Genomic DNA, 25,426 nt, shown 5'->3' with positions numbered 1-25,426 from the left:
GCGCTAAATCATGCCCTGGCTCATCGCCCAGCCAGCTAGCGCAGCACCAAGGCCGCCGATAGCGAGCAGCACGCCGATGATGATCGCCACTGGCGAGACCGCACCGTCGCCGTTGGCCGGCGGCTGCTGCGTCTTCGGTTTCTGCGCCGCCGGCGCGTTGCTCGTCCCTTCGGTCTTGTCCTTCGGCTGCAGCTTCCTGCGGGCCATGTCCTTGACGTACTCCGGGGCGTCGGAGGCAAGCACCTCGGCAAGCACCTTCGCCATCTCTTCGCGGGTGTAGTTCAGCGCGGAGACGTTGTAGGACTGGCTAAACACTTCCGTTCCGCGCGAGTTTGTAACCACTACGCTCAGCGGAACGACCGGCTTGTCCAAAAACGCCGCGCGGTCGAGCTTGATGTCTACCTGCTTCTCGTCGCCGACTTTGCCGGCAGGCTTCAGGTCGTAGCTTTGTTGGAACACGCCCGAGCCGTAGTTGACGCTGACCTTAAACCGCTCGTCCACGTCTCCCAGGTTGGAGATGGTGCCGCGCAGGACGTTGTCGTCGCCAAGCTGTGCGACGACGCCATTGTCACCGTTTGCGGTTTCGTTGAGACGGAAGCCTGCCTTGTACTTGTTGTTGCTTGCCGCGTTGATGACCAGTTCTTTGACGTCACCTTCGGTCAGCACCGGCATGCTTTCCTCGCCGTGCGAGTGGTCGTGATCGTGGTCGTCTTTGTCGTTTTCCTTGTCTGTCTCGTCGTTCACTCCGATGTGGCCTTGGCCAACGTTCGCGCCTGGAAGGTTCAGGTTCGCCCAGTCCGCCGGGATCTGAAACTCCCTGCCGGTCTCGTCGTGGCCGTGCGTTTCCTTTTCGGCAAAGTTGAACTGGTTGAACTGGTGCGCGTAACTCATCACCGAGTTGTACTCTTCGAGGTCATCGCGCGCCGGTGCCGTGTTTGACTCCACGTGCGCGCCGTAGTGCAGCAGGTTCAGGGTGTGGCCGAACTCGTGCAGGATCGTGTTGCGCAGCTGCTCCTGCGTGGTCATCTCAGGATGGTTCGCCACGAAGAATACGGAGTCGTTGACCAAAGCGAGGCCTGTCGAGGAGTCGCCGCGAGAAATCGTGTCGCCGATGACGCCAACGCGGAAGACCGCCTTGCGTTCTCCCAGCAACCGTTCGCGTGCCGAGATGAATTGGTTTTGCGCATACAGCGCGTAAGCCCATTCGTCTTTGGCCAACTTCGGATCGGCCAACCCTGGCATGAATTCTTTGGCGTAGTCCTCGGTCTTGCCGCCCTCGCGGTCTGCCTCCTTCATGCTGGACATCGAGGAACTGACGTACTCCGGCCCCGCAACGATGTGGAGATTGATGCCTTGTTTGGCGAAGCGCTCCTCCAACTGCTTGAGGATCTCCGGCGACGGCGCATAGTCCTTCGTGTTTGCACGCGCACAGTCGGCGAACTGGGTAAAGCCCTCCACGGATGCCGCGAAGGATTCCTTCCGATCGCACTTGAGTTGTTCCCACTCGGATCGCATCCAGTGCAGCTGCAGGAACAGGTCGGGTTTGTTTTCGTCGGCGCCCCACTGGTGGATTGGCAGCGATTTGCCTGAGGAGAGTTTCATGCCGACGCGTTCCCACGAGTTGCGCAGCCCGTCGCCGTCGGAGTCGAACGCGGCTGGCTGCGGAATGAAACGCGCTTGGGTTTCGGCTTCGAGTTTCTCACCCGCTGCGAGGCTCTTGCTCCAGCGTCCGGCCTGGTAGCGCGCGTCGTTGTCGTTGCGGCTCTCCTTGGCTTTCTCAGCGGTCGGTCCTACGCCGAACCGGTCGGCGTTCGCAAACTTCACGCGTGCGGTGTGGCCGGGCTTTTCCGGGGAGACGCGAATTTCGCCGTCGAAGTATTGCTGCGCGCGGAGTTGGCCGTGGTCGCCCATGATGTCGCTTACGGCTTCGACGCGGACATTGACCGGGGCGCCCGAGACGTTGGTGGCGGTGACGGTGTACTGGATGATGTTGTCGAAAATGTTGATGGTGCGTTTGACCTCAACACCGTTAAACGTCTGGGTGTAGACAACCGTGTCGGTTCCGTCGTCTCTGCTGAGGGTTTCGGGCGTCGCGTTCCAGTCGACGGGCATTTTCGCCTCGTTGACGTACACGTCGGTGCTGAGGCCGTACTTGAGCACCTCGGCGGCGGCTTCGGGGTGGTCGAAGTCGAAGAGGCCCTGTCCGTCGGGGCGCACGGTCGCGTTGATGTACGGCGACCATGTGCTCTTCTGCTGCCCCTCAACGACAACCTGCCTGCCTTGCTGCGTGACCTTGGCCTGCGCGGGCACAACGCAGACGGGGGCGAGGGCGGCGCACAGGCCGACTGCCATTACTTTTGTGGAAAATCGCATGTTGTTGCCTACCTACCCAGTACCTGCATGATCTTGTCTTGGTTCAAAAATGCGGCGAATCCTACGCCGGCAAGCAGCGCCAGCGCGCCCACGAGGACCGCGATCCAGCCAACGCTTGTCGACGACCCCTTATCCTCAACCACCACTTCCTCCGGCGCCCTCGCCGTCAGGGGGACGTTGACCAGTTCGGAGGATCCGTCCGGGTAGGTCACCCGCACCTTGACGGAGGTGGTTTTGCCGTTGGGCACACTGCCATTGGAACGGGCGGTGATGCGGCCGGTTTTTTCGTCGATAGTTGCTGTCCAGCCCTGCTCGTTGAAGCCGTCGATGCTAAACCGCGTGCCCTCTGGCAGTTTCGACGAAGGTTCCGGACGAGCCTCGCCGCCGATGGGTACGTTCGCTCCAACGTATCCGGCGTCAAACGTCGCCGCATCCGAAGGCACCGTGACCGTGGCGGTGACTTCGCGTGCGCTGCCGTCTGGGTAGCGCACCTGGATCAGCGGCTTGTAGGTTTCGTCGATCTCGGCGTTCTTCGGCGCCGTGATGCGCAGCGCGCCGGTGGATCTGTTCACGCCGACGTCAAGGCCAGCGTTGTCGATCACGTCGAAGACCGCACCCTTGACCGCATCGCCAACAGCGGCGACTGCAACTGTGTTGCCCACCCGCACCGTGGTAGACGGGTAGGAGATGGAGTTTTTCACGGCGTGTGCAGAAGCTGTGGCCAAGCGAGCGCGCGCTTCAAGTTCCTTGGTGGAACCATCCTGGAAGTAGGCGATGACCTTGACCGTGAGCGGACGCGCGTTCACCTTCGGCGCGTTGACTCGCACGTCGCCGGTGTTCGCGTCCACCGTCGCGGACCAGCCGCCCAGGCTCGACCCGGATTTCATCTTGAAGGTCGTCCCCTCGGGCAACGCAGCGTCGCCGGTGCGCAGCACGGTTGCACTCAGTCCCGGGACCACCATGATCTCGTCTTCGTAGCCGAGGTTTGCCAGGTCTGCCAGCATGGGCTCGCCGACCTCGAAGACGGCGTTAACCGTCTTGGAACTGCCGTCCGGGAAAGTGATCGTGACCGGGACCGTGTGGGTGCCACGTTTTGCGTTGGCCTCCGGCTTGAACGTGATGCTGCCCTTGGCGTCGATGGTCACGCCCTTGGCGTTCGTCTTAAACGTTGTACCTGCGGGCAGCACGCGGTCGTCGTATGTGAAGCCGCGCTCCACCACCTGCGCACGCGGCGAGCTCGAGGAGCGCTCCACACCAGCAGGCACCGGGGTTTTCGCCCATTCGACCGTGTAGCGATCGGCCATGGGCTTTTCTTCAGCCACGACAACCTCGACGACCTCGCGTTGGCCCGTCGGTGTGTTGACCTCTACGCGGTAAGTTCCGGGCACGGCATCGCGCGGTGGCGTGGCGACGACCGTGCCGTCCTGCTCCACACGAATCCAGGAATCCTTCGGCGCAACCTGTTCCGTCTTGTTGCCGGAGATGACCTTTTCCACGCCGTTGGTGGTGAACCCAGACGGCACCGGGTCACTGCTCCCCTTACGCGTCGGCGTGCCAATGCCTACCTCGCCGGCGTGCACCACCACAGGTGCCCACACGAACGGATCCGGCTGCGGGGCCGGATTCGACGTCGCCGGCTCCTTTTTCACCGTAATGCCCAGGTTGGACTGCTCGGTTGGCTTGACCGTGACCTTGCCGTCGTTTTCACGTGTGACGGCGTGGTTGCTCGGTGCCTTTGCGGTCACGGTGTAATCACCTGGGTAGAGGCCATCGATGACGTACTTGCCGTCAACCTTTTCTACCTTGCGGGTTTCGTTTTTCGGTCCACCCGTGATCGTGATCGACTCTGGCTCCGCATCACCCGTGACCGAGATGTTGACGGACCCCTTGACCAGCGCCACCGTGAGCTCCAGATCGCGCGGCTTGTTCGGCTCCACACTGAAACGCTTGGTTGTTCCTCCGTGGTTGTCGCTGGATTCAACCTGCACGGTGTATTCGCCGGCGTGCAGTTTGCCCGCGTTAAACCTGCCGTGTGCGTCGGTCGTATCCTTGGCGTTTTCCTTACCGTTCTGGGTGATGAGGATGGGGGCGTTGGCGACGGGTGCGGAGAGGTCGTCGAGAAGCGTGCCGCTCACCGCGTTTCGCGTCTTCACCCGGATTTCGCCGCTGCCGTGCTTACCCGGCTGCAGCGTGATTTCCTGGCTGCCTTCGCTGTGGGTCTCGCTTTCGGCAGCTTTGGCCGTATAGGTTCCGGGCAGGATGTCCTCGACCGTAGCCATGCCTTCCGCGTTGGTATTCACCGTGCGCCCGGCGACATCAAGTTTGGCGTTGGCGACGGGGTGGCCGGTGTCGTCGACAACCTGCAAGACGAGGTCCACCTTGTCCAGCGCGAGCGCAAAGTCGTGCGTTTCGGTGCTGTCCTTTTTCACCTTCGCGGCCTGCGACGGCGCCGAATACCCCTGCGGGCCATCAATCTCGACGGTGTAGGTGCCCGTTGGTAGACCAGCAATCGAATACGTCCCATTGACCACGGGCGCAGTCTTCTTCACGCCAGCGGTGTTCTGGTCTGCACCACGTACCTGGATCTCGGCATGTTGACCGCCTGGCAGTCCGGTGACGCTACCTGCGATATTGCCCAGGTTGCGCACAACGTTGAGTGTCTTTTCCGACGTCTCATTTGGGTTGATGGTGACAGCACCGCCGCCTTCGATCGTGTACCCCTCCGGCGCGCGCCCACCAAGGGTGTACTCGCCCGGGTACAGGTCATTCAAGACGTAGTCGCCGCCGGCTTCCTCAATCGGCAGGTACTCGTTGTTCGGGCCGCCGTTGAGGAACACCCCCGTCGGAGCCAACGGCCCCGAGGCGCCAACCTTGATGGATCCGCGATGCAGCGCGACCTTGAGCATCACTGACTCGGTGTCTCCGCCGGGTTCGACTGTGAAGTTTGCACTCGCCGCGTCGTACGTGTTGTTACGGGCCACCTCTGCGGTGTAGTTGCCTGCAGCCAGCGCGCCGGCGTTGAAGTTGCCTTCCGGGGTGGTCGGGAAAGTGCCGATGACACGGGAGCCTTGCTTGACGACGACCTGCGCACCCGCCACAGCCTGACCAAGATCGTCGACAACAATGCCACCGGTTTGGTTCAGTGAACCAACCTTCACCGTCACCGGATCATTATCGCCCGGATACAGCACGAACCCCTGGGATGCGCCGCTGTACTTGCCCCTGGCAGCAGACACTGCGGCGGTGTAGGCACCCGGCGCGAGATCCCCAAACGTTGCAAGGCCTTCGGCGTTGGTAGTTTCGGTCCGCCCGTCAACGGTGACTGTAGCGTCGGCGACCGGCCTGTTGGCGTCGTCGACCACCTTGATCACGCCCGTGACGTTGTCCGCAATCACCGCGAACCCAACAGTCCTGTTTTCGTACTTTTCCACCTTGGCGTTCTGCGGGCCCGTGACGGAGTATCCGCGCGGAACGGAGTTGTTGATCACTTCGACGCGGTAGTTCCCGGTGGGCAGGTCCGGGAAGCTGTAGTGGCCGCCCGAGACGGTCTGTTCCAAAATCTCGGGACCCGTGACGCGGATCTTGACCTGCTTGTCGGCCGGCACGCCGGAGATCACACCAGAGATGCTGCCTTTATCGCGCGTGGCGGTGAAGTTTGCGTTCGCGGTGGTTGCGCGTTTGACGTCCACGTCTGCCGTTTGGGTCACCGAATACCCCTTCGGCAGCGACTCTGGGACGACCTCGAGCACGTGCTTGCCTACTGCCAGGTTCGGGATGGTGAACTCCGCGTTCTCATCGGTGTCTACGACAGTGTTCGTACCGACGACACGCACCTTCACCTTGGTGCGTTCCGGCAGCCCGTTGACCTTTCCGCTGACTTTGCCGTACTGCTGCTTGCGCTGCACAACGATCGGGTCCGCGATGCGGTTGACGCGCTGATCCTCTACTTTGACACCTTCAACCTCTGTCCCCTGACTGTCCTCAGTTTCGCCCACGACCAGCGTGTACTTATCCTCTGGATCCTTGGGCACCGGAACCTTGGGCACGGTGAAGTTACCGCTTTGATCAGTCTGGGCCGACTTACCGCCGACGGTCACACGTGCACCGGACATGCCGACTCCCTTGTCGTCGATCACCCGGCCGGTGACGGTGATCGGGTACAGATCAAAATCCGGGGCGGTGGCCTCGTCCTTCCACGGCTTGGTCGCCGGGCTGACAAAGCCCGCTGGAGGTCGCACGCCAATCTGGTACGTCGTTCCTGGGTTGTTGGAGGTCAGCCAGTAGGAGCCGTTATCGGCAACCGCTTCCTCACCCTGGAGGACGATTTCCTTGCCCTGGCGGTTGGTCCACTTCCTGTTCACCAACACCTTCGGGCGGCCGACTGGCTCCTCGTCCGGATTATGCACACGCACCTTGCCCGGCGAAGCCATGTTGACCATAGGCACGGTGTACCGGGAGCCACCACCGGCCATCGGAGTCGGATAACCGCCCTTGCCCATCCCCCAAAGGATCAGGCGGTGCATTCTTTCTACCTGCAACTCTTCCGGTAGCTCATAGCGCAGGCGAATCGCATAATTGCCTGAGGGTGTTGTCGCGATGCTGCGGTGGACGGTGACATCGTATGTCTTCAGCACAACTTCTTGGCGGTTTCTGTAAACGCGGTGATCAAGCTTGAACTGCGAGACTTCAGGGATCCTTTTGAATACCGGATCCCCCTCCGGCGCTGACTTAACATTACTTGCGAAGAGCGGCGGGGGCGCGGTTTCCGGCGGCACGAACTCGATGGATACCGTCTTCACCCGCATGGACCCGTTGAAGAAGACCGCTCCTCGCCAATTGCCGTTTTCAATGCGAACCTCGCCATGATCGATACCAGGTTGCAGAGTAGGCATCCTCTGCGCGTGCGCGACCGGCGTGAAGGTACCCAGCGGGACTTCGGCGACCGTGCCGGCAAGCGCGAGCACCGTCGCAACTGCGGTGATGCGCATGCCCCGTGGGCGGTGTACGCGACGGGGGTCATCGGAATAGCGAGACATGGGCGTCATTCAACTTTCTCGAAGCAAAGGCACGGGAAACGAACGGTAAAACACAGGAATGATACCACTTAGTTATATGCCTTATCTAAACCTTTCAAGGAACTGCCAGCTATTCCACACCCCTACTACACGACGAAGCGCCCCGGCCGAATGTGGCCGGGGCGGTGGAGTCGTCGCTAAGCAAACGCGCTACTGAATTTCCGACGGCTCCTTGCGTGCCGGGTACACGGTCGGGCGCACGCCCGCAATGTCCTCGACAACGCGAACCACCTGGTGGGAGTAGCCGTACTCGTTGTCGTACCAGACGTAGAGCACGAGGTGGTTGCCGGAAGCAATCGTGGCCAGACCATCAACCACGGATGCGTGGGAGGTGCCAAGCAGGTCCGTCGACACAACCTCCGGCGAGTTGATGTAGTCGAGCTGCTGGCGCAGGTTGGAGTGGGTGGACACGCGACGCAGGAAGGTGTTCACCTCGTCCTTTTCAACGTCCTTCTCCAGGTCCAGGTTCAGCACAGCCATGGACACGTCCGGGGTTGGCACGCGGATGGCGTTGCCGGTGAGCTTGCCCTCAAACTCCGGCAGGGCCTTAGACACGGCCTTCGCCGCACCGGTCTCGGTGAGCACCATGTTCAGGCCCGCTGCGCGGCCGCGACGGTTGCCCTTGTGGAAGTTGTCGGCCAGGTTCTGGTCGTTGGTGTACGCGTGAACCGTCTCAACGTGACCGTGCTTGACGCCGTAGCGGTCGTTGATCACCTTCAGCACCGGGGTGATGCCGTTGGTGGTGCAGGACGCTGCGGACAGGATGCGCTCGTCGCCGATCATGTCCTGGTTGATGCCGTAGACAATGTTCGGGATGTCGCCCTTGCCCGGCGCGGTAAGCAGCACGCGGTCCACACCCTTGGACTGCAGGTGCTGGGACAGGCCCTCGCGGTCGCGCCACACGCCAGTGTTATCGACGACGATGGCGTTGTTGATGCCGTACGCCGTGTAGTCGATCTCGGCCGGGTCGTTGGCGTAGATCATCTGGATCGGGGTGCCATTGGCCCAGATGATTTCCTTCTCCTCATCAACGGTGATCGTGCCGTTGAACGGGCCGTGGATGGAGTCGCGGCGCAGCAGGGATGCGCGCTTGATGATGTCGATGTCACCCTTCTTACGCACCACCACCGCACGCAGGCGCACGCCACCGTACATTGCCTCACGCGCGATCAGGATGCGGGCGAGCAGACGGCCAATTCGGCCGAAGCCGTAGAGCACAACGTCGCGTGCATCGAGCTCGGAGGAGGTACCGATGACGTCAGCGAGCTGCGCATCCAGGAAGGTACGCAGATCCTTCTCTTCGGAGTACTTGAACTCCTTTGCCAGGCGGCCGAGGTCGATCGAAGCGGTGCCGAGATCCATCTCCACGAGCTCGCGCAGGATCGGGAGCGTCTCGTCGAGGGCGAGCTCCTTTTCGTCGATACGACGCGCGTAGCGGTGTGCCTTGATGATCTCGATGTCGGTCACACCCACCAGCAGGCGGCCGTAAACCGAGGTGACCGCGTTATGTTCGCGGTGCAGGCGGCTGATCAGCGGCAGCATCTCCTGGGCAAGGGTGAGCTTGTGGTTCCAGTCGTCGCGGGGGTTTGTGGTTTCGGTCAACGTTGCTCCTTCAGCGTGTTGGATTCGGGGGCAATTTCAGCCCCACACCGCCATTTACTTTAGCGCAGGACAGCGCGATACTTGGAGGGGTCCGCCTCGGGGGCAAACTTGGGGGCCTGATCCTTATCGACGAGCACCGCACGCACCCCTTCCACAAAGTCCGGCTCACGCACCATCACCGCGCCCAGGCGGCGCTCGTTGTCCAGCGCGCCGGCCAGATCCTGCGATGCGTTGGCTGCGATGAGTTCCGCCGCCGCCACGAGCGACGACGGGGACGCCTGCTTGGTCAATTCCTGCACCTTCTCGCCGAACTCGCCGTCAAGGCGCTCGCGGATCTCGGCCCAGGAGCCGGTGAAGGTGGCCTCGATGTCCTCGTACAGTGCCTCGAGCTGCGATTCTCCTTGCTCCAACCCGATCTCGTCGAGGTAGCCGGGCCCGTGCTCCACGATCCCGTCGAGCACCCCGTCAAGCGAGGCAACCTTGTGCGTGGCCAGGCCGGTAGCCAGCATGTCATCGGGGGTAAGCCGATACCCCGTCAGCGCCAAAAACGCGCCGAGCGCTTGCGAGGGGCGCTTTGGCAGGTTCTGCAACAGCCACGACATGCCCACATCCGTGATGTAGCCGATGTTCATCTCCGGCATGGACGCAAACGCATCCTCGGTGACCACCATGTGCGAGCCGTGCGCCGACACACCCATGCCACCGCCCATGATCACGCCACTACACAGCGCGATGTACGGCTTGGGGTAGTTCGCAATGTCCAAGTTCATGGCGTACTCGTCTGCGAAAAACGTATCGACCTCATCCAGGCGTCCCTCGAGGACACCGTCGCGCGCGGCACGGACGTCGCCGCCGGAGCAAAAGTGTTTGCCAGAGGACTGGATGACAACTTGGGTGACGGTGTCGTCGTCACGCCACTGCTTCAGGATCTCGTCGATGGCGCGTGCCATCTCCGGGTTCAGAGAATTCAGGGCCTTGGGGCGGTCGAGGGTGATCACCCCGGTCGCGCCGCGTACTTCGGTCTTCACAAACTCAGTCATGCCGCCCAGTGTTCCACATCACACCGGTATGGTGTGGGCAATGCAGACGCCACGACTGATCGCACTCGACATGGACGGCACCCTCCTCACCCCGGAAGGCCAGGTACCTGAGCGCTTTTGGCAGCTTGACGACGACGCCACCGCCCAGTCCGTCACCATCACCCCCGCCTCCGGCCGCCAACTGGCAACACTGCAACGCATGTTCCCCGCATGCGAGACGTTCATCGCCGAAAACGGCGCGGTGGTGTGGCACGCCGGCGAAGTTGTCTCCACCACGGCCCTGCCCGCAGACGCCGCCCGCAACCTCATCGCAGCGCTACCCGACGCACCATTTCCCGCCCACGCCGTCATCTGCGCCCCGGAGGTAGCCGCCACCCTCCCGCTGCCGCCGGCGATCGACGCGGAGGTGGACAAGTACTACGCCTCGCGCACAACGCTGTCGGCGCTCGGCGACCACCCCAGCCCCGTGGTTAAGATCGCCCTCTACGTTGAAACCGACGCCGAACGCGACGCCCTGCCCTGGGTCCGCGAACACGCCCCCGACCTGCGCGCAGTGGTCAGCGGCAAGCACTGGCTGGACATCATGCACCCAGACGCCGACAAGGGCCACGCGTTCGAAGCGCTCGCCGGCACGCTGGGCATCCCCCTTGCACAGACGGCGGCATTCGGCGACTTCCTCAACGACCTCGGCATGCTCCGCGCCGCCGGCCACGCGGTAGCGATGGACAACGCACACCCCGACCTCAAAGCGATCGCGGATGAGGTGATTGGGACGAATGGGGACGAGGCGGTCGTCGATAAGCTTGCGCAATGGCTGCAATGATCGACTTCACCCAACCCGCCGACGTCGTCGCACCGCAGTTGCTAGGGTGCCTGATCACCCACAACGGGGTGACCGTGCGCCTGACCGAAGTCGAGGCATACCTCGGCGCTGAAGACCCCGCCGCCCACACACACAGGGGCAAAACCGCCCGCAACGCCGCCATGTTCGGCCCACCCGGCAGGCTGTACGTCTACCTCTCCTACGGCATCCACCACAACGGCAACATCGTCTGCGCGCCCGAAGGCATCGGCCAAGGCTGCCTCATGCGTGGCGGCGAAGTCGTCGCCGGCGAAGCACTCGCCCGCCAGCGACGCCAACGCCCCGACCGCGCGTTGATCCCGTTTGAAAACCTCGCCCGCGGGCCAGGCAACCTCGGCCAAACACTCGCACTGGGGTTAGGCGACAACGGCACCCCCATTCACCTCACCCCGCGCGATGCGGAACCCGAATGGGTCGCAGGACCCCGCATCGGGATCAGCAAAAACAAAGACGCCCCGTGGCGGTTCTGGATCCCCGGCGACAAGACCGTATCCACACCACGCGGGCGCCCGAAGCGGATCAACCTTTTGGGTGATTGATTGAAGGTTAGGCTTACCTATATTCTCAATCTGCAACTAAGGGTAACCTACCCTTCATTCCTAGATTGGAGAAGCAGATGACCATGGCCGCCCCCACTGACCAGCGACTGTCGGCCGCACTCAAAGACCAGACTGCCACTGCGCACTCCAGCGCCGAGAATTCCCCCTTCATGTCGAGCCTTGGAAAAGGCGAGCTGGACCGGGCAGCCGTAGCAGAGCTGACAGTGCAGTACTTCCACATCTATTCGGCACTCGAAGATGCGGTGCGCCGCGCCGCTTCCCACCCCGCGGTGGCGCAGATCGCCGACGAGCGCCTCGAGCGCGTGCCCGCCCTCGAAGCCGATCTCACCGCCATGCTCGGTGCCGGCTGGAAGGAAACCACCGCCCCACTCGATGCCACGAGGCGCTACGTTGCCGAACTCGAGGCGCTCACCCCGGACTCCGGCCCGGAAGTCATCGCCCACCACTACGTGCGCTACCTCGGCGACATTGCCGGCGGACAGGTGCTCGCACGCGTGTTCCAGAATGCGTACGCGCTGCCCGACGAGGCATTGCACTTCTACAACTTCTCCGCGGTAGGCAAGATCCCACACTACCGCGCGCACTACAAGGAGGCGCTCGACGCGATGCAGCTTAACGACGAAGAGCGCGCACGAATCATCTCCACCGCCCAGCACGTTTTCGCCCTGAACCAGGCAGTGTTCCAGGACCTTTCGACCCACGCCGGCTAGGCCGAGGCTCCTTAACGCCTGTCAACGTGAGCGATCGCACCCCAGATCGCCCCAGCCGCCACGAACGCAGTGAGCACTCCGCCGGTGAGCGTGAACTGCGCAGGCACCAGAAACAGCACTAGCACTGCCAAGCAAACAATCAACCCCCAAGCCACCGCGAGGACGATCCCCGCGCGTTTGCCCAGTCGAGCACCGGCATCGCGGCCCTTATGCGAGGGCAGTGACGAAAGCCCGAGAACCGCAGCCACCAACGCCACGCTCGCAGGGAACGCCACCCAGATGCTTCCGGTACCCGCCCCAAACGCGATCACACCTGTGATCAAGGCGATCAGGGCGCGCTCCCAGGTGACGAAGTGCACAGCGCCGCCTTCATATGTGCGCGGCAATCGCACACCGACAGGTCGAATGAGTTTGGTAGCAGGTCCCGTCTGTTGCGCCATCACGACAACCCCTTTCAACATTATGCAAACCTAACCTTACTTAGGTAAGGTTAGCCTACCTACTTTTTGCTATTTCGCACCTCGAGGCAACCATGAATGTTCGCACCCACCTCGGCGCAGTCGCTTGCGCGAGTCTGATCGGCTTTACCGCCACCATGTTCGGCGCCGCGCCTGCGCTTCTTCCTCTCGCGGCGGCCGAAGAGTCTGCCAGCACACACCGCAGTGTCTCAGCGGGAACCATGCAATGGGGGGTGCGCGAATCGTTCAGAAAATACATCGAAGGTCCCATAGCCCACGGCAGCATTTCGGTCGGTGGCGGCGCACAGCGCTCAGGCGACGGTTTCACGTTCGACGCCAAATCCTCGGCACTGACTTCAGCCTCGGCCGGCGAAATCAGCTTCCAGGGTGAGGTCCATTTCACCGGGCACAACGGCGCGCTTGATATGACGCTGCGCAACCCCACAGTGGTGGTCAATGGCGCTCAAGCCGAACTGCGGGTGGATTACGCTTCACGGAAGTACGAGGGCATGAACTCGACCGGCCCGGTGCGCGAAGGCACCCAAGAGCTGCTCGCCACCATCGCGCTCAACGCCGCCCCGGATTTCTCCGCACAAACAACGACCATCGCAGGCCCCACCTCCCTCACCACAACCGGTGCGGAGATCTTCGGTGGCTTCTACGAGGTGGGCGCTCCACTCGACCCGGTCACAATTGAGCTATCGCTTAACGACGCCTCCGGCCCCGCCCCACAGCCCAAAGGGGGCGGCGGCACCTCCGGCGCAAAGAGATCGGGCGCCACCTCCGGCCCGGCCCGCCTCCTCGGCGAGATCAACGACACCCTGGAAGAACTCAACGCGATGTTCGCCAACACTGAGACACTGCTGCGCAGCGGTGAGTCACTGCATCGCCGGGTACTTCCGACGCAGGAAGGCACGAGCCCTGCACCAGCGGCCAACAGCGGCGCCCCCACGTCCAATGCCCCCCGAACGGGAGGAACCTCCAACGCAACGAACAGTCCAGCGAACGTCAACCCTGGCTCCGTCCCCGCGACACCAGCCGGCGCGCCGAAGGTGAGTGGTGGCACGAACACCGGTAATGCAGCAAAACCCACTGGTGCGGCACCTGCGGGTGGCGCCAGCGACAGCGGGATCTGTGACTCGAGCGCGTCTCGCGGGATTGTCAGTTCCGAGGCCCAGTGGGGCATTCGCCAATCTTTCCGCACGTACATCCGCGGCAACATCGCGAAAGGACGCTGGGAACTCAAAGGCGTCGGCGACGACGGCAACGCGTTCACGTTCTCCGGCAATTCCGGCGCGGTGGACACTGCCGCACGCTCCGGTTCCATCCTCTACCCCGGCACCATCCACTTCACCGGCCACGAAGGGGTGTTAGACACCCGCTTTTCCAATATGGAGATCCAGTTCAGTGGCGATTCGGGCCAAATCGTCATCAATGTTTCGTCGAATAGCACTGATGGCAAGGCGAATGATTTCGGCCGCATCGCGATCGCCAACTTATCCTTCAGCGAGCTGAGCGTTTCCGATTCCGCGGTGTCCGGCTCCGCGCAGGCGACGCTCACCCAAGTCGGCGCGGAGGCGTTCGGCCAGTTCTACCCCGCTGGGGCCCCACTCGACCCAGTGAGTTTCAGCGCTCGCCTCGGCAACACGGCGAACTGCCGCGAGGGGCAGGGTGGGGCCTCCTCGGAGTCGTCGACAGGCAAAGGCGGAACCGCAGGTGACGCTGCGGCGCTGAAGCGCGGCGGCACGGCAGGAGCCCAAGCGAAGCTGAACTCAGGGACGACCCCCGAAAACGCAAAAGGCAGCGTGTTCGACGAGATAGAAGGTACAGATGCCGTGGAATCCGCCAAACAGCCCGAAGGCGGAAAGTTCCAGATCAAAAACTCCGCGGCAGGCGACGGCGCCGGCAGCGGAGGCTGGGACGACTCAACGGTGGCCAAACTCCTGCTTCTGGTGGCCTCGCTGCTCGGCGCCGGTGGCGCGCTGACCAGGTTTATTGCGACCGGATAAAACCGGATAGAAAAGGAAACTCTCAATGAAGCTTTGGAAAACACCCCTCGTCTGCGCGGTCGCGGCGGCCGTGGGTCTGTCGCTTGGAGGTTGCGCCAGCTGGGACAACCCCGTGCAAACCGAACAAAAGGCGCTTTCGCAGTCGCTCGCAACCGGAGCCGACCCGCACCAGGCTGAGGGCGTCGCGATGGTATCGGAGATTTCCGAGGTAGAACCCGTCGAAGCGGAGCGCGAAACTGCGCTGCCCGTCGAACTCACTGACGCCGACGGCCACGACGTCACGGTTACCGACACCTCCCGCATCCTCGCGCTCGACCTCTACGGCACCTACACAAAGACGCTCCGCGGTATCGGGTTGGCGGACAACATTGTCGGTCGCACGGTCAGCTCCGCGGAACCCTCGCTTTCTGACCTTCCCGTGGTCACCGAAAACGGTCACTCACTAAACGTGGAGGCAATACTGAACTTGCGCCCGACGTTGGTCATCGTGGATCACTCCGTCGGTCCGAGCGAGGCCATCGACCAAATCCGCGCGGCGGGCGTGACCACCGTCGTCATGGAGCCGAAACGGACCATGGCATCAATGGGAGAGGACATCATGAACGTGGCCTCCGTCGTCGGGGAGCCAGAAGCGGGCAAACTCCTCGCGGAACGAAGTGAAAAAGAGGTGCAGCAAGCTCTCGAAGCGATCAAACAGGTCGTCCCGAAACAGCCGCTGCGCATGTCATTCCTGTACGCGCGCGGGACCGGCGGCGTGTTCTACCTGCTCGGCGGCGAAGACGGCACCAAGGACCTCATCGAGGCGCTCGGCGGCGTCGACGTGAACACTGAAAACGGCATCGGCAACGCTTCCCCCGCCAGCCCCGAAGCGCTCGCCCAGGTCAATCCGGAGGTGTTCGTCATGATGAACGGCGGGCTGCAATCCACCGGCGATATCGAGGGCCTGCTTCAACGACCCGGTGTCGCACAGACGACCGCCGGCCAGCACAAGCGCGTGCTTTCACTTCCCGACGGCGACTCGCTTGCGTTCGGCCCCCAAACCGGGGAACTTCTGCTGCGCGCAGCCCACGCCCTGTACGGGGAGGGGCAGTGACATCTTCCGCCGAGGTGTTTCACGCCCGCCGCCGCGGCCGTGTGGCGCTGTTCACGACCGTCAGTGTGCTGCTGGTGGCGACAGCCATCGGCTCGATCATGGTTGGACAGTTCGAGCTTTCGGTCCGTGAGCTGTGGCCGATTCTCCAGGCCGGCCCGCTGTCTGCAACCTCTCTGGAAGCGTCCGTGATCTGGCAGATCCGACTCCCCCGCCTGGTGCTCGGTCTGTTCGTCGGTGCCGCGCTGGGCGTCAGCGGGGCGCTCATGCAGGCAGTCTTCGCCAACCCGCTCGCGGAGCCGAGCGTGATCGGCGTGAGCACCGGCGCGGGCGTCGGGGCCGCCGTCGCGCTCGTCTTCGGGCTCACCACTTTCGGCACGATGACGGTGCCCGTCCTTGCCTTTATATCTGGGACCCTTGCAACCGCGGTGGTGTACTTCCTCTCACGAGTCGGCGGCAAGGTTCGCGTGCTCAACCTGATCTTGGTGGGTATCGCGGCCAACGCTATCTGCGGTGCCATTATTTCAGTGCTCACTTTTATGGCCCCCACGACCGCGCGAGAGCAAATCATCTTTTGGCAGATGGGCACTCTCTCGGGCGCGAACTGGGCGCAAACGGGCGCAGTGACAGGCGTGGTCATCGTGTCACTGACGCTGGCGATGCTGTTAGGCAGCAAGTTCGACCTTCTCGCACTCGGCGACCAGGCCGCCTACCACGTCGGGCTCAATGTCACACGCCTGCGAATGGCGGCGATCGTGCTGTCGACGCTGCTCACCGCTGCCGCTGTCTCGTTTGCGGGACTGATCGGGTTTGTGGGTCTTGTGGTGCCGCACATCGTGCGCACTGCGGTAGGCCCTTCCAATAAGGTGCTGCTCCCCGCTTCAGCTCTCGGTGGGGCACTTTTGATCGGTGCCGGCGACATTCTCGCCCGCACAATCATCCCCTTTGCAGACCTACCGATTGGCATATTTACCGCGCTGATCGGTGGGCCAACATTCTTCTTGCTGTTGCGGCAAATGATACGAAAGAACCACCAGATATGAGTGTTACCGCACGTGGCGTCACTGTGCAGAAGCAAAACCGCACTATTCTTAACCAAGTCGACCTGCACGCAACCGCCGGCCAGGTCACCGGGCTTATCGGACCCAACGGAGCCGGAAAGTCGACCCTGCTGTCGGCCTTGGCGGGTGACATTCAGCTCGCGCACGGAGTGGTCGAAGTGGCGGGCAAGGATGCGTCGGAAAGCACAGCCTCCGAACTCGCGCGCACGCGCGCTGTCATGCTCCAAGACGTCAGCGTGGCGTTTTCCTTCCTCGTGCGCGATGTCGTCGAAATGGGCCGCCACCCCTGGGGCCGTGGGCCGGACGATGCGGCGATCGTGGATGCGGCGCTCGACGCGACGGGGATCACCCACCTACAGGACCGCGAGATTGTGACGCTGTCCGGCGGAGAGCGAGCCCGCGCAGCCTTCGCGCGGGTGCTCACGCAGCAAACGCAGGTCGTGCTTCTCGACGAACCAACGGCAGCCATGGACGTTCACTTCCAAGAACAAACGATGGGAGCCGTTCGCGCGCTTGCGCGTCGCGGTGTGACAGTCATCGTCGTGTTGCACGACCTACAGCTCGCGGCGCGATATTGCGACCGCGTCGTGTGCCTTAAGGCGGGCGAGATTACAGCGGCAGGCACCGTTGACGAAGTGTACAACGACGCGATTCTCAGCTCCGTCTACGACTGGCCCATCACCGTGTTGCGAAGCAGTGGGCGGATCCTAGTGGCCCCCGACGAGGCGGGTGAACCCGTCTCCGGACTCTGGTGTCCAGCCCCAGCTCCCCCCACCCCTTGAAAAAGTTAGGGATACCTTGCTAAGGTTAGCCTACCCTATCCCATCGGTGCGATGTTACATCCACCACACCAACTCACCGAAAGGCTTCATCAATGTCCCGCACCACCACCCTCGCGGCCATCACCGCCACGGCCATGATCTCGACTGCATTCGCCACCCCCGCTGCCTTCGCGGATGCGCCAACCATCGAGTCGGGAAATGCGCACTGGAACATCAAGGAATCGTTCCTGCGCTACGTGCAATCCCCGTTCGTCGCCAGCACCATCACAACCACGGAAGGCGCGGAGAAGGTCCTTCGCGACGGCAAGCTTGCCGACTTCGCACTTCCGGTCAATGCCGCCGACTCCGCCCTCGATGCCAACGGCAACGGCACCATTGACCTCGACGGCGCCATTTCGATCGAGGGCCACCACGGCGCTATGGACATCAAGATGTCCGACTTCAAGATTGTGGTCAACGGCACGAAGGGCGTCCTGCAGGCGGATTACGTGCGCAAGGGCGCAATGCCGGGCTCTGAGCCCACCACCGCCACCGGAGACGACAAGCCGATCGCAGAGTTCGAGGTCACAGATGCGCTGAAGCCCGGCAAGGACAACAAGTTGTCTGCGACGTTCACCCCGACCAAGCTGACCGAGTTCGGCGTCGACATCTTCGGCTCGAGCTACGAAGTCGGCAAGCCATTGGATGACTCGAAAGTCGCCGTCAACCTCGCATTCAAGGCCCCGAAGAAGGACCCGAAGCCGACCGACCCGAAGCCGACCGATGAGGACGGCTCGAGCACCGGCGCAATCGTCGGCATTGTCATGGCGGTTATCGCAGTGCTGGGCGGCCTGGGCTTTGCGGCGACTCAGCCTTCGGTCCAGAAGCTGATTAACCAGTTCATGGGCAAGTAGCGTCCATGTGCAAGGCGCGATTGTCCACCGCAGTGGCGGTGGCGCTATTGCTTTGCTCCCCCGCCGTCGCCGAAGGCCAAACTGCGGAGGAAGACACTTTCACGGAGATTTCCTCGACAGACGACGGCTCGCCGGCTACGCAAGCCACGCGGGCAATCGCACTGGCGATGGCTTTCACCGGTTTAGGGTTCGCGCTCAGCGCCCTCATACAGGGGGCCGCGTCAATCCTCGGCATCAAGCCTCCACAACTGCCCCAACTGGTGCGTTAAACACTGCCTCAAGAGCCCCGTCGTCCGGCGGGGCCCTCATTTGATTCGAAAAGGATTCGCCTCAATGCTCATCTCCCGAAACGCCGCTGCGGCGGGGTTCTCCGCGCTTATATTCGCCACTGCGCTGGCAATTCCTGCCGCCGCCGAAAGCTCCTCTGCTGAGCCCGCCGAGGTTGGCGGCGAATTTGTGTGGCCCATTTCCACCGGTTTTCTGAATCAGGCCGTCATTAAAGGTCAAGGTCGCGTGCTCACAGGCGGGGGCGCGACGTGGAACCAGGAAGCGCTTGAATTCTCCTTCCCGGTCACCTCCGCGACGCGGACCGGAAAGACGTGGACATTCGCGCTCGACGGCTCAGCGCAGGTACAGGGATACAAGAATGCGGGTGGCTACGACGGCTGGGCCGTAGATGTAAAATACTCGGACCTCAAGCTGAAGGTGGAGGGAAAAAACGCCACTTTGTACGGCGATTACCTCCTCGCCGGGGTCGCGAACAAGACGTACAAGCCAGTCGGCGCCAAGGGGGACGACGAGCCGCTGGTCACCTTCACACTCGGCAGCGAGATCACCCCGCCGAAACGAGTGACAGAGCACAACCGGACAACGGTGTCGGATACCGGCATGGAGAAGTCCCTCAGGCACTACCCGAAGGGCACGTTGCTAAAAGACTCTGAAGTGGATCTCAACGTGACATTCGGGGCGACTGCTCTCAGCCCTGGGGCGATCGCGGGCATCGCCGTGGGCGTGCTCGCCGTACTTGGCGGTCTCGCCTACGCATCAACCCTTACCCCGGTCCGGGCGCTCCTTGCGCAGTGGCTGCCCCGGTAACTACTTTCTCTTTTTCTTCTTGCTGCCCTTGCCCACTTTGCGCTTCTCCAACTTGGCGGCGACATCGGGCACGTAGCGGAACTCGTCGCGAGGCGGACGCTCATAGTCCGTGATCGCCGGACGCTCGGGAATCTCTGGGAGGTCAGGCTCAATATGCTCATACGGAATCGTCGACAGCAAGTGCGAAATGACATTGATGCGAGACCGCTTCTTGTCCTCGCTCTCCACCGTGTACCACGGCGCCGCCGGAATATCGGTGTGGACAAACATCTCGTCCTTCGCGCGGGAGTACTCCTCCCACTTCGTAATGGACTCCAGATCCATCGGCGAAAGCTTCCACTGACGCAACGGATCCTCACGGCGGGACTGGAAACGCTTGTACTGCTCCTCATCCGAAACGGAGAACCAGTACTTGCGCAGCACGATGCCGTCCTCAACCAGCAGGCGCTCAAAGATCGGCACCTGGTGCAGGAAGCGGCGGTACTCCTCAGAGGTGGCAAAGCCCATCACGCGCTCGACGCCGGCACGGTTGTACCAGGAACGGTCAAAGATGACGATCTCGCCTGCCGTCGGCAGCTTCTCCACATAGCGCTGGAAGTACCACTGACCCGCCTCGCGGTCCGTCGGCTTCGGCAGCGCCTCCACGCGGCACTGACGCGGGTTGAGGTACTGGGTGATGCGCTTAATTGCGGAGCCCTTGCCCGCAGCGTCACGCCCCTCCATAATGATCACAACACGCTCGCCGTTTTCGACGACCCACTGCTGCATCGCAACCAACTCAGCCTGGAGGCGCAGCAACTCCTGCTCATAGGCATCACGGGACAACTTCGGCGGCTTTTTAGCTTGGCTCATAGGTATAACCGTACTCACAGACAAAAACGACACAACAATTATCTCGCGAGGGAAGACATTGTTGAACAATCTATGGGCTATACTTCTCCCGAAACCTTTTCAATACCGTACCGGGTCACTCAAAAAGTCCCGGTAACGCTGACCTAAACGGATGCCATGCTTGCACATAACGTTTCCGCCGAAGTTCGCAGAGCGATTTCGCGCGGTGAGTTTATCCCCGGACAGAAGCTCAACGAGGTGGCCCTCGCTGACCGCTTCGGGGTATCTCGCAATACGCTGCGCGAAGCCTTCGCAATGTTGACCGCTGAAGGCCTGGTCGAGCGCATCCCCAACCGCGGTGTGTTCCTCGCGACCCCAACAGCGGAATTCATCACCGACACCTTCCGCGCACGTGCAGCAATCGAACCTGCTGCACTGCTATGGGGTACCGACCTGGACGTCGACCGCCTCGAGGAGCTCAACGCCGAAGGCCGCACCGCAATTGAGGAACAGGACGACGACCTGTTCATCGCTGTGAACCAGGCATTCCACCACGTCGTACTGTCCTCGATGGGTTCAAAGACCCTCGGCGACACCATGGACCAGCTCGACGCCTTCCTCCGCCTAGCCACCCTCCCAATTCTGGAGAAGGACCCCTCCTTCAACCGCCGTTTCATCGGCATTAATGAGCACATCGTGGAGCTGCTGCGTGCCGACGATCGCCAGGGCGCATCCGACTACCTCCAGCACCAACTGATTGAGCTAAGCACCGAAATCATCGAGATGATCGAGAAGATCAACAGCGGGCAGCTCATCTAGCCCCGCACCCCCCCCTTATGTTCGGGGTCACACTCGAACAGCGGTATAACTGGGGTCATGCATATCGACCTCAACGCCGACCTCGGTGAAACGACTGCGGGCAACCCGGTCGCAGACGATGCGGCGATGCTGCAGATGGTCTCCAGCGCAAACGTTGCGACCGGCTTCCACGCTGGAGACCCCCACTCCATAGCCGGAACACTCAAAGACGCCGCAGCACATAACGTCACACTCGGCGCACACGTGGCATACAACGACCCCGTCGGTTTCGGCCGCCGATTCATGGACTACACGCCCGGCGAACTCGCCGACGAAACCCTCTACCAAATCGGCGCCCTCGACGCGCTTGCCCGCGTTCACGGCATGCACGTGCGCTACGTCAAACCACACGGCGCGCTGTACAACACCATCGTCCACCACGAGGCCCACGCCAAAGCCGTCATCGACGGCATCAAAGCGTTCAGCCCCGACCTGGCCGTCATGCTGCTGCCAGGCGGTGTTGCCGTCGACATCGCAGAAAAAGCCGGCATGCGCGTCATCCGCGAAGCGTTCGCCGACCGCGGCTACAACCCCGACGGCACGCTGGTATCGCGCCGCGAACCCAACGCCGTCCTGCACGACCCAGCCGCCGTCGCCGAACGCGTCCTCCAGGTCGCCTCCACCGGCTCCGTCACCGCCATCGACGGCACCGAAGTCAAAGTGCAGGCCGAATCCGTCTGCGTCCACGGCGACTCCCCAGGCTCGGTCGAGCTGACACGCAGTGTCGTCGCCAAGCTTCGCGACAAAAACATCACGATCGCGAGCGTCCTATGACCCTCAGCATCAAACGGGTCGGCACCCGCGGCCTCATCGTCGACCTGCCCGACCTGGCCACGGTGATGAACTACTACGCCGCACTCACCGCAAGCCCGCTCGACCACCAAACCGACGTCGTTGCAGCCGCACGCACCGTACTGCTTACCTTCGACTCGCCCACCGCGACCACCAAGGCAATCGACACGCTGCAGACCTACAGTCCCGCAGCCGCAGAACACACCGAACCACGCGACATCGCCATCGACGTGCTCTACAACGGCGAAGACCTCGCCCCGCTGGCGGAATCGCTCGGCATGAGCACCCACGAACTCATCGACTGGCACACCTCCACCACCTGGGTCGCAGCCTTCGGCGGATTCGCCCCAGGCTTCACCTACTGCGTCCCCGAAGACGCCACCCGCGCCCTGAGCATCCCGCGCCGCGACACCCCACGCACCGCCGTGCCCGCCGGCGCCGTGGCACTAGCAGGCGAATTCTCCGCCGTCTACCCACGCACCTCCCCCGGCGGCTGGCAGCTCATCGGCACCACCAACACCCCCATGTGGGACTCCACCGCCACCCCGCCCGCCCTCGTCGCCCCCGGCGACCGTGTGCACTACAGAGCAGTCGACACACTTAACGACGACACCACCCTCGCCCGCCACCACCTCGCCACCCCACCACGCCGCCCCGTCTTCACACTCGACGACGCCGGGCTGCAAACCCTCTACCAAGACCTCGGCCGCCAAGGCAACGGCAACCTCGGCGTGACCACCTCCGGCTCCGCCGACCGCGCCTCCGCACGCACCGCCAACGCAGCCGTAGGCAACAAACGCAACGCCACCCTGCTCGAAAACATCGGCGGGCTCACCATGACCGCACTGACCGAAACCGTCATCTGCGTCACCGGTGCCGACACGGACGTCACCGTCGGCGGCAGGCCAGTACTGCTGGCAACGCCGACGATTGTCCCGGCGGGTGCGGAGGTCGTCGTCAAGCAAGCGCGCCTCGGGTTCCGCACCTACATCGCCGTACGTGGCGGACTCATCGCCGACACCGAACTCAACTCCGCCGCAACCGACATGCTCTCCGGCCTCGGACCCAAACCACTCCAAAGCGGCGACACCATCGCCATGTCCCTAGCCAAACCACAATCCGCCAACTCACTACTCACCAACCCCCTGCGTGTCGAACGCGACGGAGCAGACGTCGTCGGGACCGTACGCTGCGTCCTCGGCCCCCGCGACGACTGGTTCAGCAACGACGCCGTCGAACGCTTCTTCAACACCACATTCACCGTCACCGCCGACTCCAACCGCGTCGGCCTCCGACTCGAATCCGACGTCCCCCTCACACGCGAACGCGAAGGCGAACTCCCCAGCGAAGGCATGGTCGCAGGCTCCATCCAAATCCCACCCTCTGGCCAACCCGTCCTGTTCCTCCGCGACCACGCCGTCACCGGCGGATACCCCGTCATGGCCACCGTGATCAACGAAGACGTCGACATCGCCGCCCAACTCCCACCCGGCGCCAAACTCCGCTTCGAACGCTATCCCCTCTAACACTTCTAGGACCGAACATGACTTTGAATGCAGTACTCATCGCCAACCGCGGAGAAATCGCCGTCCGCATCGCACGCACCGCACGCGACCTCGGCATCCGCTCCATCGCCGTCTACTCCGAACCCGACACCGGAGCACTCCACACCCAAGTCGCCGACGAGGCCTACCTCCTCCCCGGCAAAACCTCCGCCGAGACCTACATGAACATCCCGGCGCTCATCGAAATCGCCCACCGCGCCGGCGCCGACTGCCTCCACCCCGGATACGGATTCCTCTCCGAAAACGCCGACTTCGCCCGCACCGTCGAACAAGCCGGCCTCACCTGGATCGGCCCATCCCCCGACGCCATCGAACTGCTCGGTGACAAACTCTCCGCCCGCGCCCTCGCCGTCGAAGCCAACGCCCCACTCGCACCCGGCACCGGCGAACCGCTCGAAACCTGGGAACAAGCGCACGACTTCGCCGAAGAACACGGCATGCCAATCGCCATCAAGGCTGCATTCGGCGGCGGCGGTCGCGGCCTGAAAGTTGTCTTCGACGAAGCCGACATCGAAGAAGGCTTCGCATCCGCCGGACGTGAGGCACGCGAAGCGTTCGGCCGCGGCGAATGCTACGTGGAAAAGTTCCTCACCCACCCACGCCACGTCGAAGCGCAAGTGCTTGCCGACGCCCACGGCAACGTCGCCGTACTTGGCACCCGCGACTGCTCCACCCAGCGCCGCTTCCAAAAACTCATTGAAGAAGCCCCCGCGCCATTCCTGACCGACGAGCAACGCAACGCCATCGAAGAAGGCGCACGCGAGATCATCCGCAAGGCCAACTACCAGTCCGCCGGCACCGTCGAATACATCGTCTCCGAGGACGGCACCGTGTCGTTTTTGGAGGTCAACACGCGCGTGCAGGTCGAGCACCCCGTCACCGAGGCGGTCACGGGCGTGGACATCATCGCCGAGCAGTTCCGCATCGCCGACGGGCTTCCCCTCTCCTTCGTCGACGGGGACTCGGTCGACCCACAGATCAACGGCCACGCCTTCGAATTCCGCATCAACGCCGAGGACGTGACCAACGGCTTCGCGCCGTCGCCCGGGACCGTGACGCGTTTCGACGCCCCCACCGGCCCCGGCGTACGCGTCGACACCGGCGTACTCACCGGTGGGCAGATCCCGCCCTACTACGACTCACTCATGGGCAAACTCATCGTCTGGGGCCCCAACCGCGACACCGCCCTGCGCCGCGCCGAACAATCCCTGTCCGAGTTCACCATCGAAGGCGTGCGCACCGTCATCCCGTTCCACCGCGACATGGTCGTCGCCCCGGAACTGACCGGCGACACCCTGGACGTCTACACCGACTGGGTGGACCACAACTACTCGCCGTCGCAGCGCCACAACAACGTGGACATCGAGCACATTTACGACGAACGCCGCAACGTCGTCATCGAAATCGACGGCAAACTCCACACCATCGGCTTCCCCGTCGCCCTCCTCGGCACCGGCGGAGGAAACGCAGCCCCGGCCGAGGCTTCCACTCCGGCTGCTGATGCCGCAGGGGCCGTCACCACCAAGTACGAAGCAACCATCGTGGAGTGGCTCGTGGCTGACGGCGACGTTGTTGCCAAGGGCGACCCAATTGCCACGATCGAGGCCATGAAGATGGAATCCCAGATCAAGGCAACCCGCGACGGCCAGATTTCACTGGCGGCGCAGCAGGGTGAGCGAGTCAAGGCGAACGCCACGATCGCGACGATCTCCTAGCCGAAGAGTTGGTCCATTGCCCCGTGGTTGGTGTTTTTCACCGGGTAGCCGCGGG

Annotated in this window: 20 protein-coding genes; 14 read left to right on the top strand and 6 right to left on the bottom strand. The window is 62.9% G+C overall.

The window, feature by feature from the left end; all coding sequences use genetic code 11:
• Positions 1-3: 3 nt before the first annotated feature.
• The 4 genes from HMPREF3171_RS02685 to HMPREF3171_RS02670 all read right to left on the bottom strand — a co-directional run bounded on the left by HMPREF3171_RS02685 (position 4) and on the right by HMPREF3171_RS02670 (position 10,090).
• Positions 4-2,373, bottom strand: a complete 2,370-nt coding sequence (locus HMPREF3171_RS02685; RefSeq protein ID WP_141743318.1) for a zinc metalloprotease — start codon at positions 2,371-2,373, stop codon at positions 4-6.
• Positions 2,374-2,381: 8 nt separating this feature from the next.
• Entirely contained in the window at positions 2,382-7,409 is a 5,028-nt protein-coding gene (locus tag HMPREF3171_RS02680; protein ID WP_168161866.1) for a carboxypeptidase regulatory-like domain-containing protein, read from the bottom strand.
• 189 nt (positions 7,410-7,598) lie between these two features.
• On the bottom strand, positions 7,599-8,990 hold the full coding sequence (locus HMPREF3171_RS02675) for a glyceraldehyde-3-phosphate dehydrogenase (RefSeq protein WP_092103027.1): 1,392 nt from the start codon (positions 8,988-8,990) through the stop codon (positions 7,599-7,601).
• 119 nt (positions 8,991-9,109) lie between these two features.
• The gene (locus HMPREF3171_RS02670; protein ID WP_070482644.1) at positions 9,110-10,090 is read right to left on the bottom strand and encodes a 3-hydroxyisobutyryl-CoA hydrolase; all 981 of its coding nucleotides are present in this window, start codon (positions 10,088-10,090) and stop codon (positions 9,110-9,112) included.
• Positions 10,091-10,130: 40 nt separating this feature from the next.
• Here HMPREF3171_RS02670 and HMPREF3171_RS02665 point away from each other — a divergent pair, with 40 nt between their 5' ends.
• From HMPREF3171_RS02665 to HMPREF3171_RS02655, 3 genes are all read left to right on the top strand, one after another.
• On the top strand, positions 10,131-10,913 hold the full coding sequence (locus HMPREF3171_RS02665) for an HAD family hydrolase (protein WP_070482642.1): 783 nt from the start codon (positions 10,131-10,133) through the stop codon (positions 10,911-10,913).
• On the top strand, positions 10,910-11,491 hold the full coding sequence (locus HMPREF3171_RS02660) for a DNA-3-methyladenine glycosylase (protein ID WP_070482666.1): 582 nt from the start codon (positions 10,910-10,912) through the stop codon (positions 11,489-11,491). Before HMPREF3171_RS02665 ends, HMPREF3171_RS02660 begins: the two co-directional genes overlap by 4 nt.
• A gap of 83 nt (positions 11,492-11,574) precedes the next feature.
• Positions 11,575-12,222: a biliverdin-producing heme oxygenase gene (locus HMPREF3171_RS02655; protein ID WP_070482664.1), complete on the top strand. Its 648-nt coding sequence runs from the start codon at positions 11,575-11,577 to the stop codon at positions 12,220-12,222.
• An 11-nt stretch (positions 12,223-12,233) separates the two neighbouring features.
• Here HMPREF3171_RS02655 and HMPREF3171_RS02650 read toward each other — a convergent pair whose 3' ends face one another.
• Complete coding sequence (locus tag HMPREF3171_RS02650) at positions 12,234-12,662, bottom strand: hypothetical protein (protein WP_141743317.1); 429 nt, start codon at positions 12,660-12,662, stop codon at positions 12,234-12,236.
• Between the two features lie 92 nt (positions 12,663-12,754).
• Between HMPREF3171_RS02650 and HMPREF3171_RS02645 the strand changes: the two genes are divergently transcribed.
• The 7 genes from HMPREF3171_RS02645 to HMPREF3171_RS02615 all read left to right on the top strand — a co-directional run bounded on the left by HMPREF3171_RS02645 (position 12,755) and on the right by HMPREF3171_RS02615 (position 19,610).
• Positions 12,755-14,689 carry an HtaA domain-containing protein gene (locus HMPREF3171_RS02645; RefSeq protein WP_070482638.1) on the top strand — a complete coding sequence of 645 codons (1,935 nt, stop codon included), beginning with the start codon at positions 12,755-12,757 and terminating at the stop codon, positions 14,687-14,689.
• A gap of 25 nt (positions 14,690-14,714) precedes the next feature.
• Complete coding sequence (locus tag HMPREF3171_RS02640; protein WP_070482637.1) at positions 14,715-15,782, top strand: heme/hemin ABC transporter substrate-binding protein; 1,068 nt, start codon at positions 14,715-14,717, stop codon at positions 15,780-15,782.
• The gene (locus HMPREF3171_RS02635; protein ID WP_070421265.1) at positions 15,779-16,822 is read left to right on the top strand and encodes a FecCD family ABC transporter permease; all 1,044 of its coding nucleotides are present in this window, start codon (positions 15,779-15,781) and stop codon (positions 16,820-16,822) included. Before HMPREF3171_RS02640 ends, HMPREF3171_RS02635 begins: the two co-directional genes overlap by 4 nt.
• Positions 16,819-17,622: a heme ABC transporter ATP-binding protein gene (locus HMPREF3171_RS02630; protein ID WP_070421266.1), complete on the top strand. Its 804-nt coding sequence runs from the start codon at positions 16,819-16,821 to the stop codon at positions 17,620-17,622. The genes HMPREF3171_RS02635 and HMPREF3171_RS02630 overlap by 4 nt, the downstream gene beginning before the upstream one ends.
• Before the next feature lie 92 nt (positions 17,623-17,714).
• Positions 17,715-18,515: an HtaA domain-containing protein gene (locus HMPREF3171_RS02625; RefSeq protein ID WP_070482635.1), complete on the top strand. Its 801-nt coding sequence runs from the start codon at positions 17,715-17,717 to the stop codon at positions 18,513-18,515.
• A gap of 5 nt (positions 18,516-18,520) precedes the next feature.
• Entirely contained in the window at positions 18,521-18,784 is a 264-nt protein-coding gene (locus HMPREF3171_RS02620) for a hypothetical protein (RefSeq protein ID WP_070482633.1), read from the top strand.
• Between the two features lie 64 nt (positions 18,785-18,848).
• Positions 18,849-19,610 (top strand): HtaA domain-containing protein, encoded by a 762-nt coding sequence (locus HMPREF3171_RS02615; protein WP_070421269.1) that lies wholly within the window; start codon positions 18,849-18,851, stop codon positions 19,608-19,610.
• On the opposite strand, the gene ppk2 is transcribed toward HMPREF3171_RS02615, so the two are convergent.
• Entirely contained in the window at positions 19,611-20,462 is an 852-nt protein-coding gene (gene ppk2 / locus HMPREF3171_RS02610; protein ID WP_070482631.1) for a polyphosphate kinase 2, read from the bottom strand. It abuts the gene before it with no gap.
• Between the two features lie 156 nt (positions 20,463-20,618).
• On the opposite strand from ppk2, the gene HMPREF3171_RS02605 reads away from it, so the two are divergent.
• The 4 genes from HMPREF3171_RS02605 to HMPREF3171_RS02590 are packed head-to-tail and all read left to right on the top strand — an operon-like array spanning position 20,619 to position 25,371.
• Positions 20,619-21,260 (top strand): GntR family transcriptional regulator, encoded by a 642-nt coding sequence (locus HMPREF3171_RS02605; RefSeq protein WP_070421271.1) that lies wholly within the window; start codon positions 20,619-20,621, stop codon positions 21,258-21,260.
• A gap of 57 nt (positions 21,261-21,317) precedes the next feature.
• A complete protein-coding gene (locus tag HMPREF3171_RS02600; protein ID WP_070482629.1) occupies positions 21,318-22,073 on the top strand; it encodes a LamB/YcsF family protein in 756 nt (251 codons plus the stop codon).
• Entirely contained in the window at positions 22,070-23,617 is a 1,548-nt protein-coding gene (locus HMPREF3171_RS02595) for a 5-oxoprolinase subunit B/C family protein (protein WP_070482627.1), read from the top strand. Before HMPREF3171_RS02600 ends, HMPREF3171_RS02595 begins: the two co-directional genes overlap by 4 nt.
• Positions 23,618-23,634: 17 nt before the next feature.
• Positions 23,635-25,371, top strand: coding sequence for an acetyl/propionyl/methylcrotonyl-CoA carboxylase subunit alpha (locus HMPREF3171_RS02590; RefSeq protein WP_070482625.1), 1,737 nt, complete (start codon positions 23,635-23,637; stop codon positions 25,369-25,371).
• Positions 25,372-25,426: the final 55 nt, after the last annotated feature.

This window comes from Corynebacterium sp. HMSC08F01, from assembly GCF_001807545.1.
In the GTDB taxonomy this organism is placed as follows: domain Bacteria; phylum Actinomycetota; class Actinomycetes; order Mycobacteriales; family Mycobacteriaceae; genus Corynebacterium; species Corynebacterium coyleae.
Note: the sequence above shows the minus strand (reverse complement) of the source record. Positions and strands in the feature narration are given on the sequence as shown.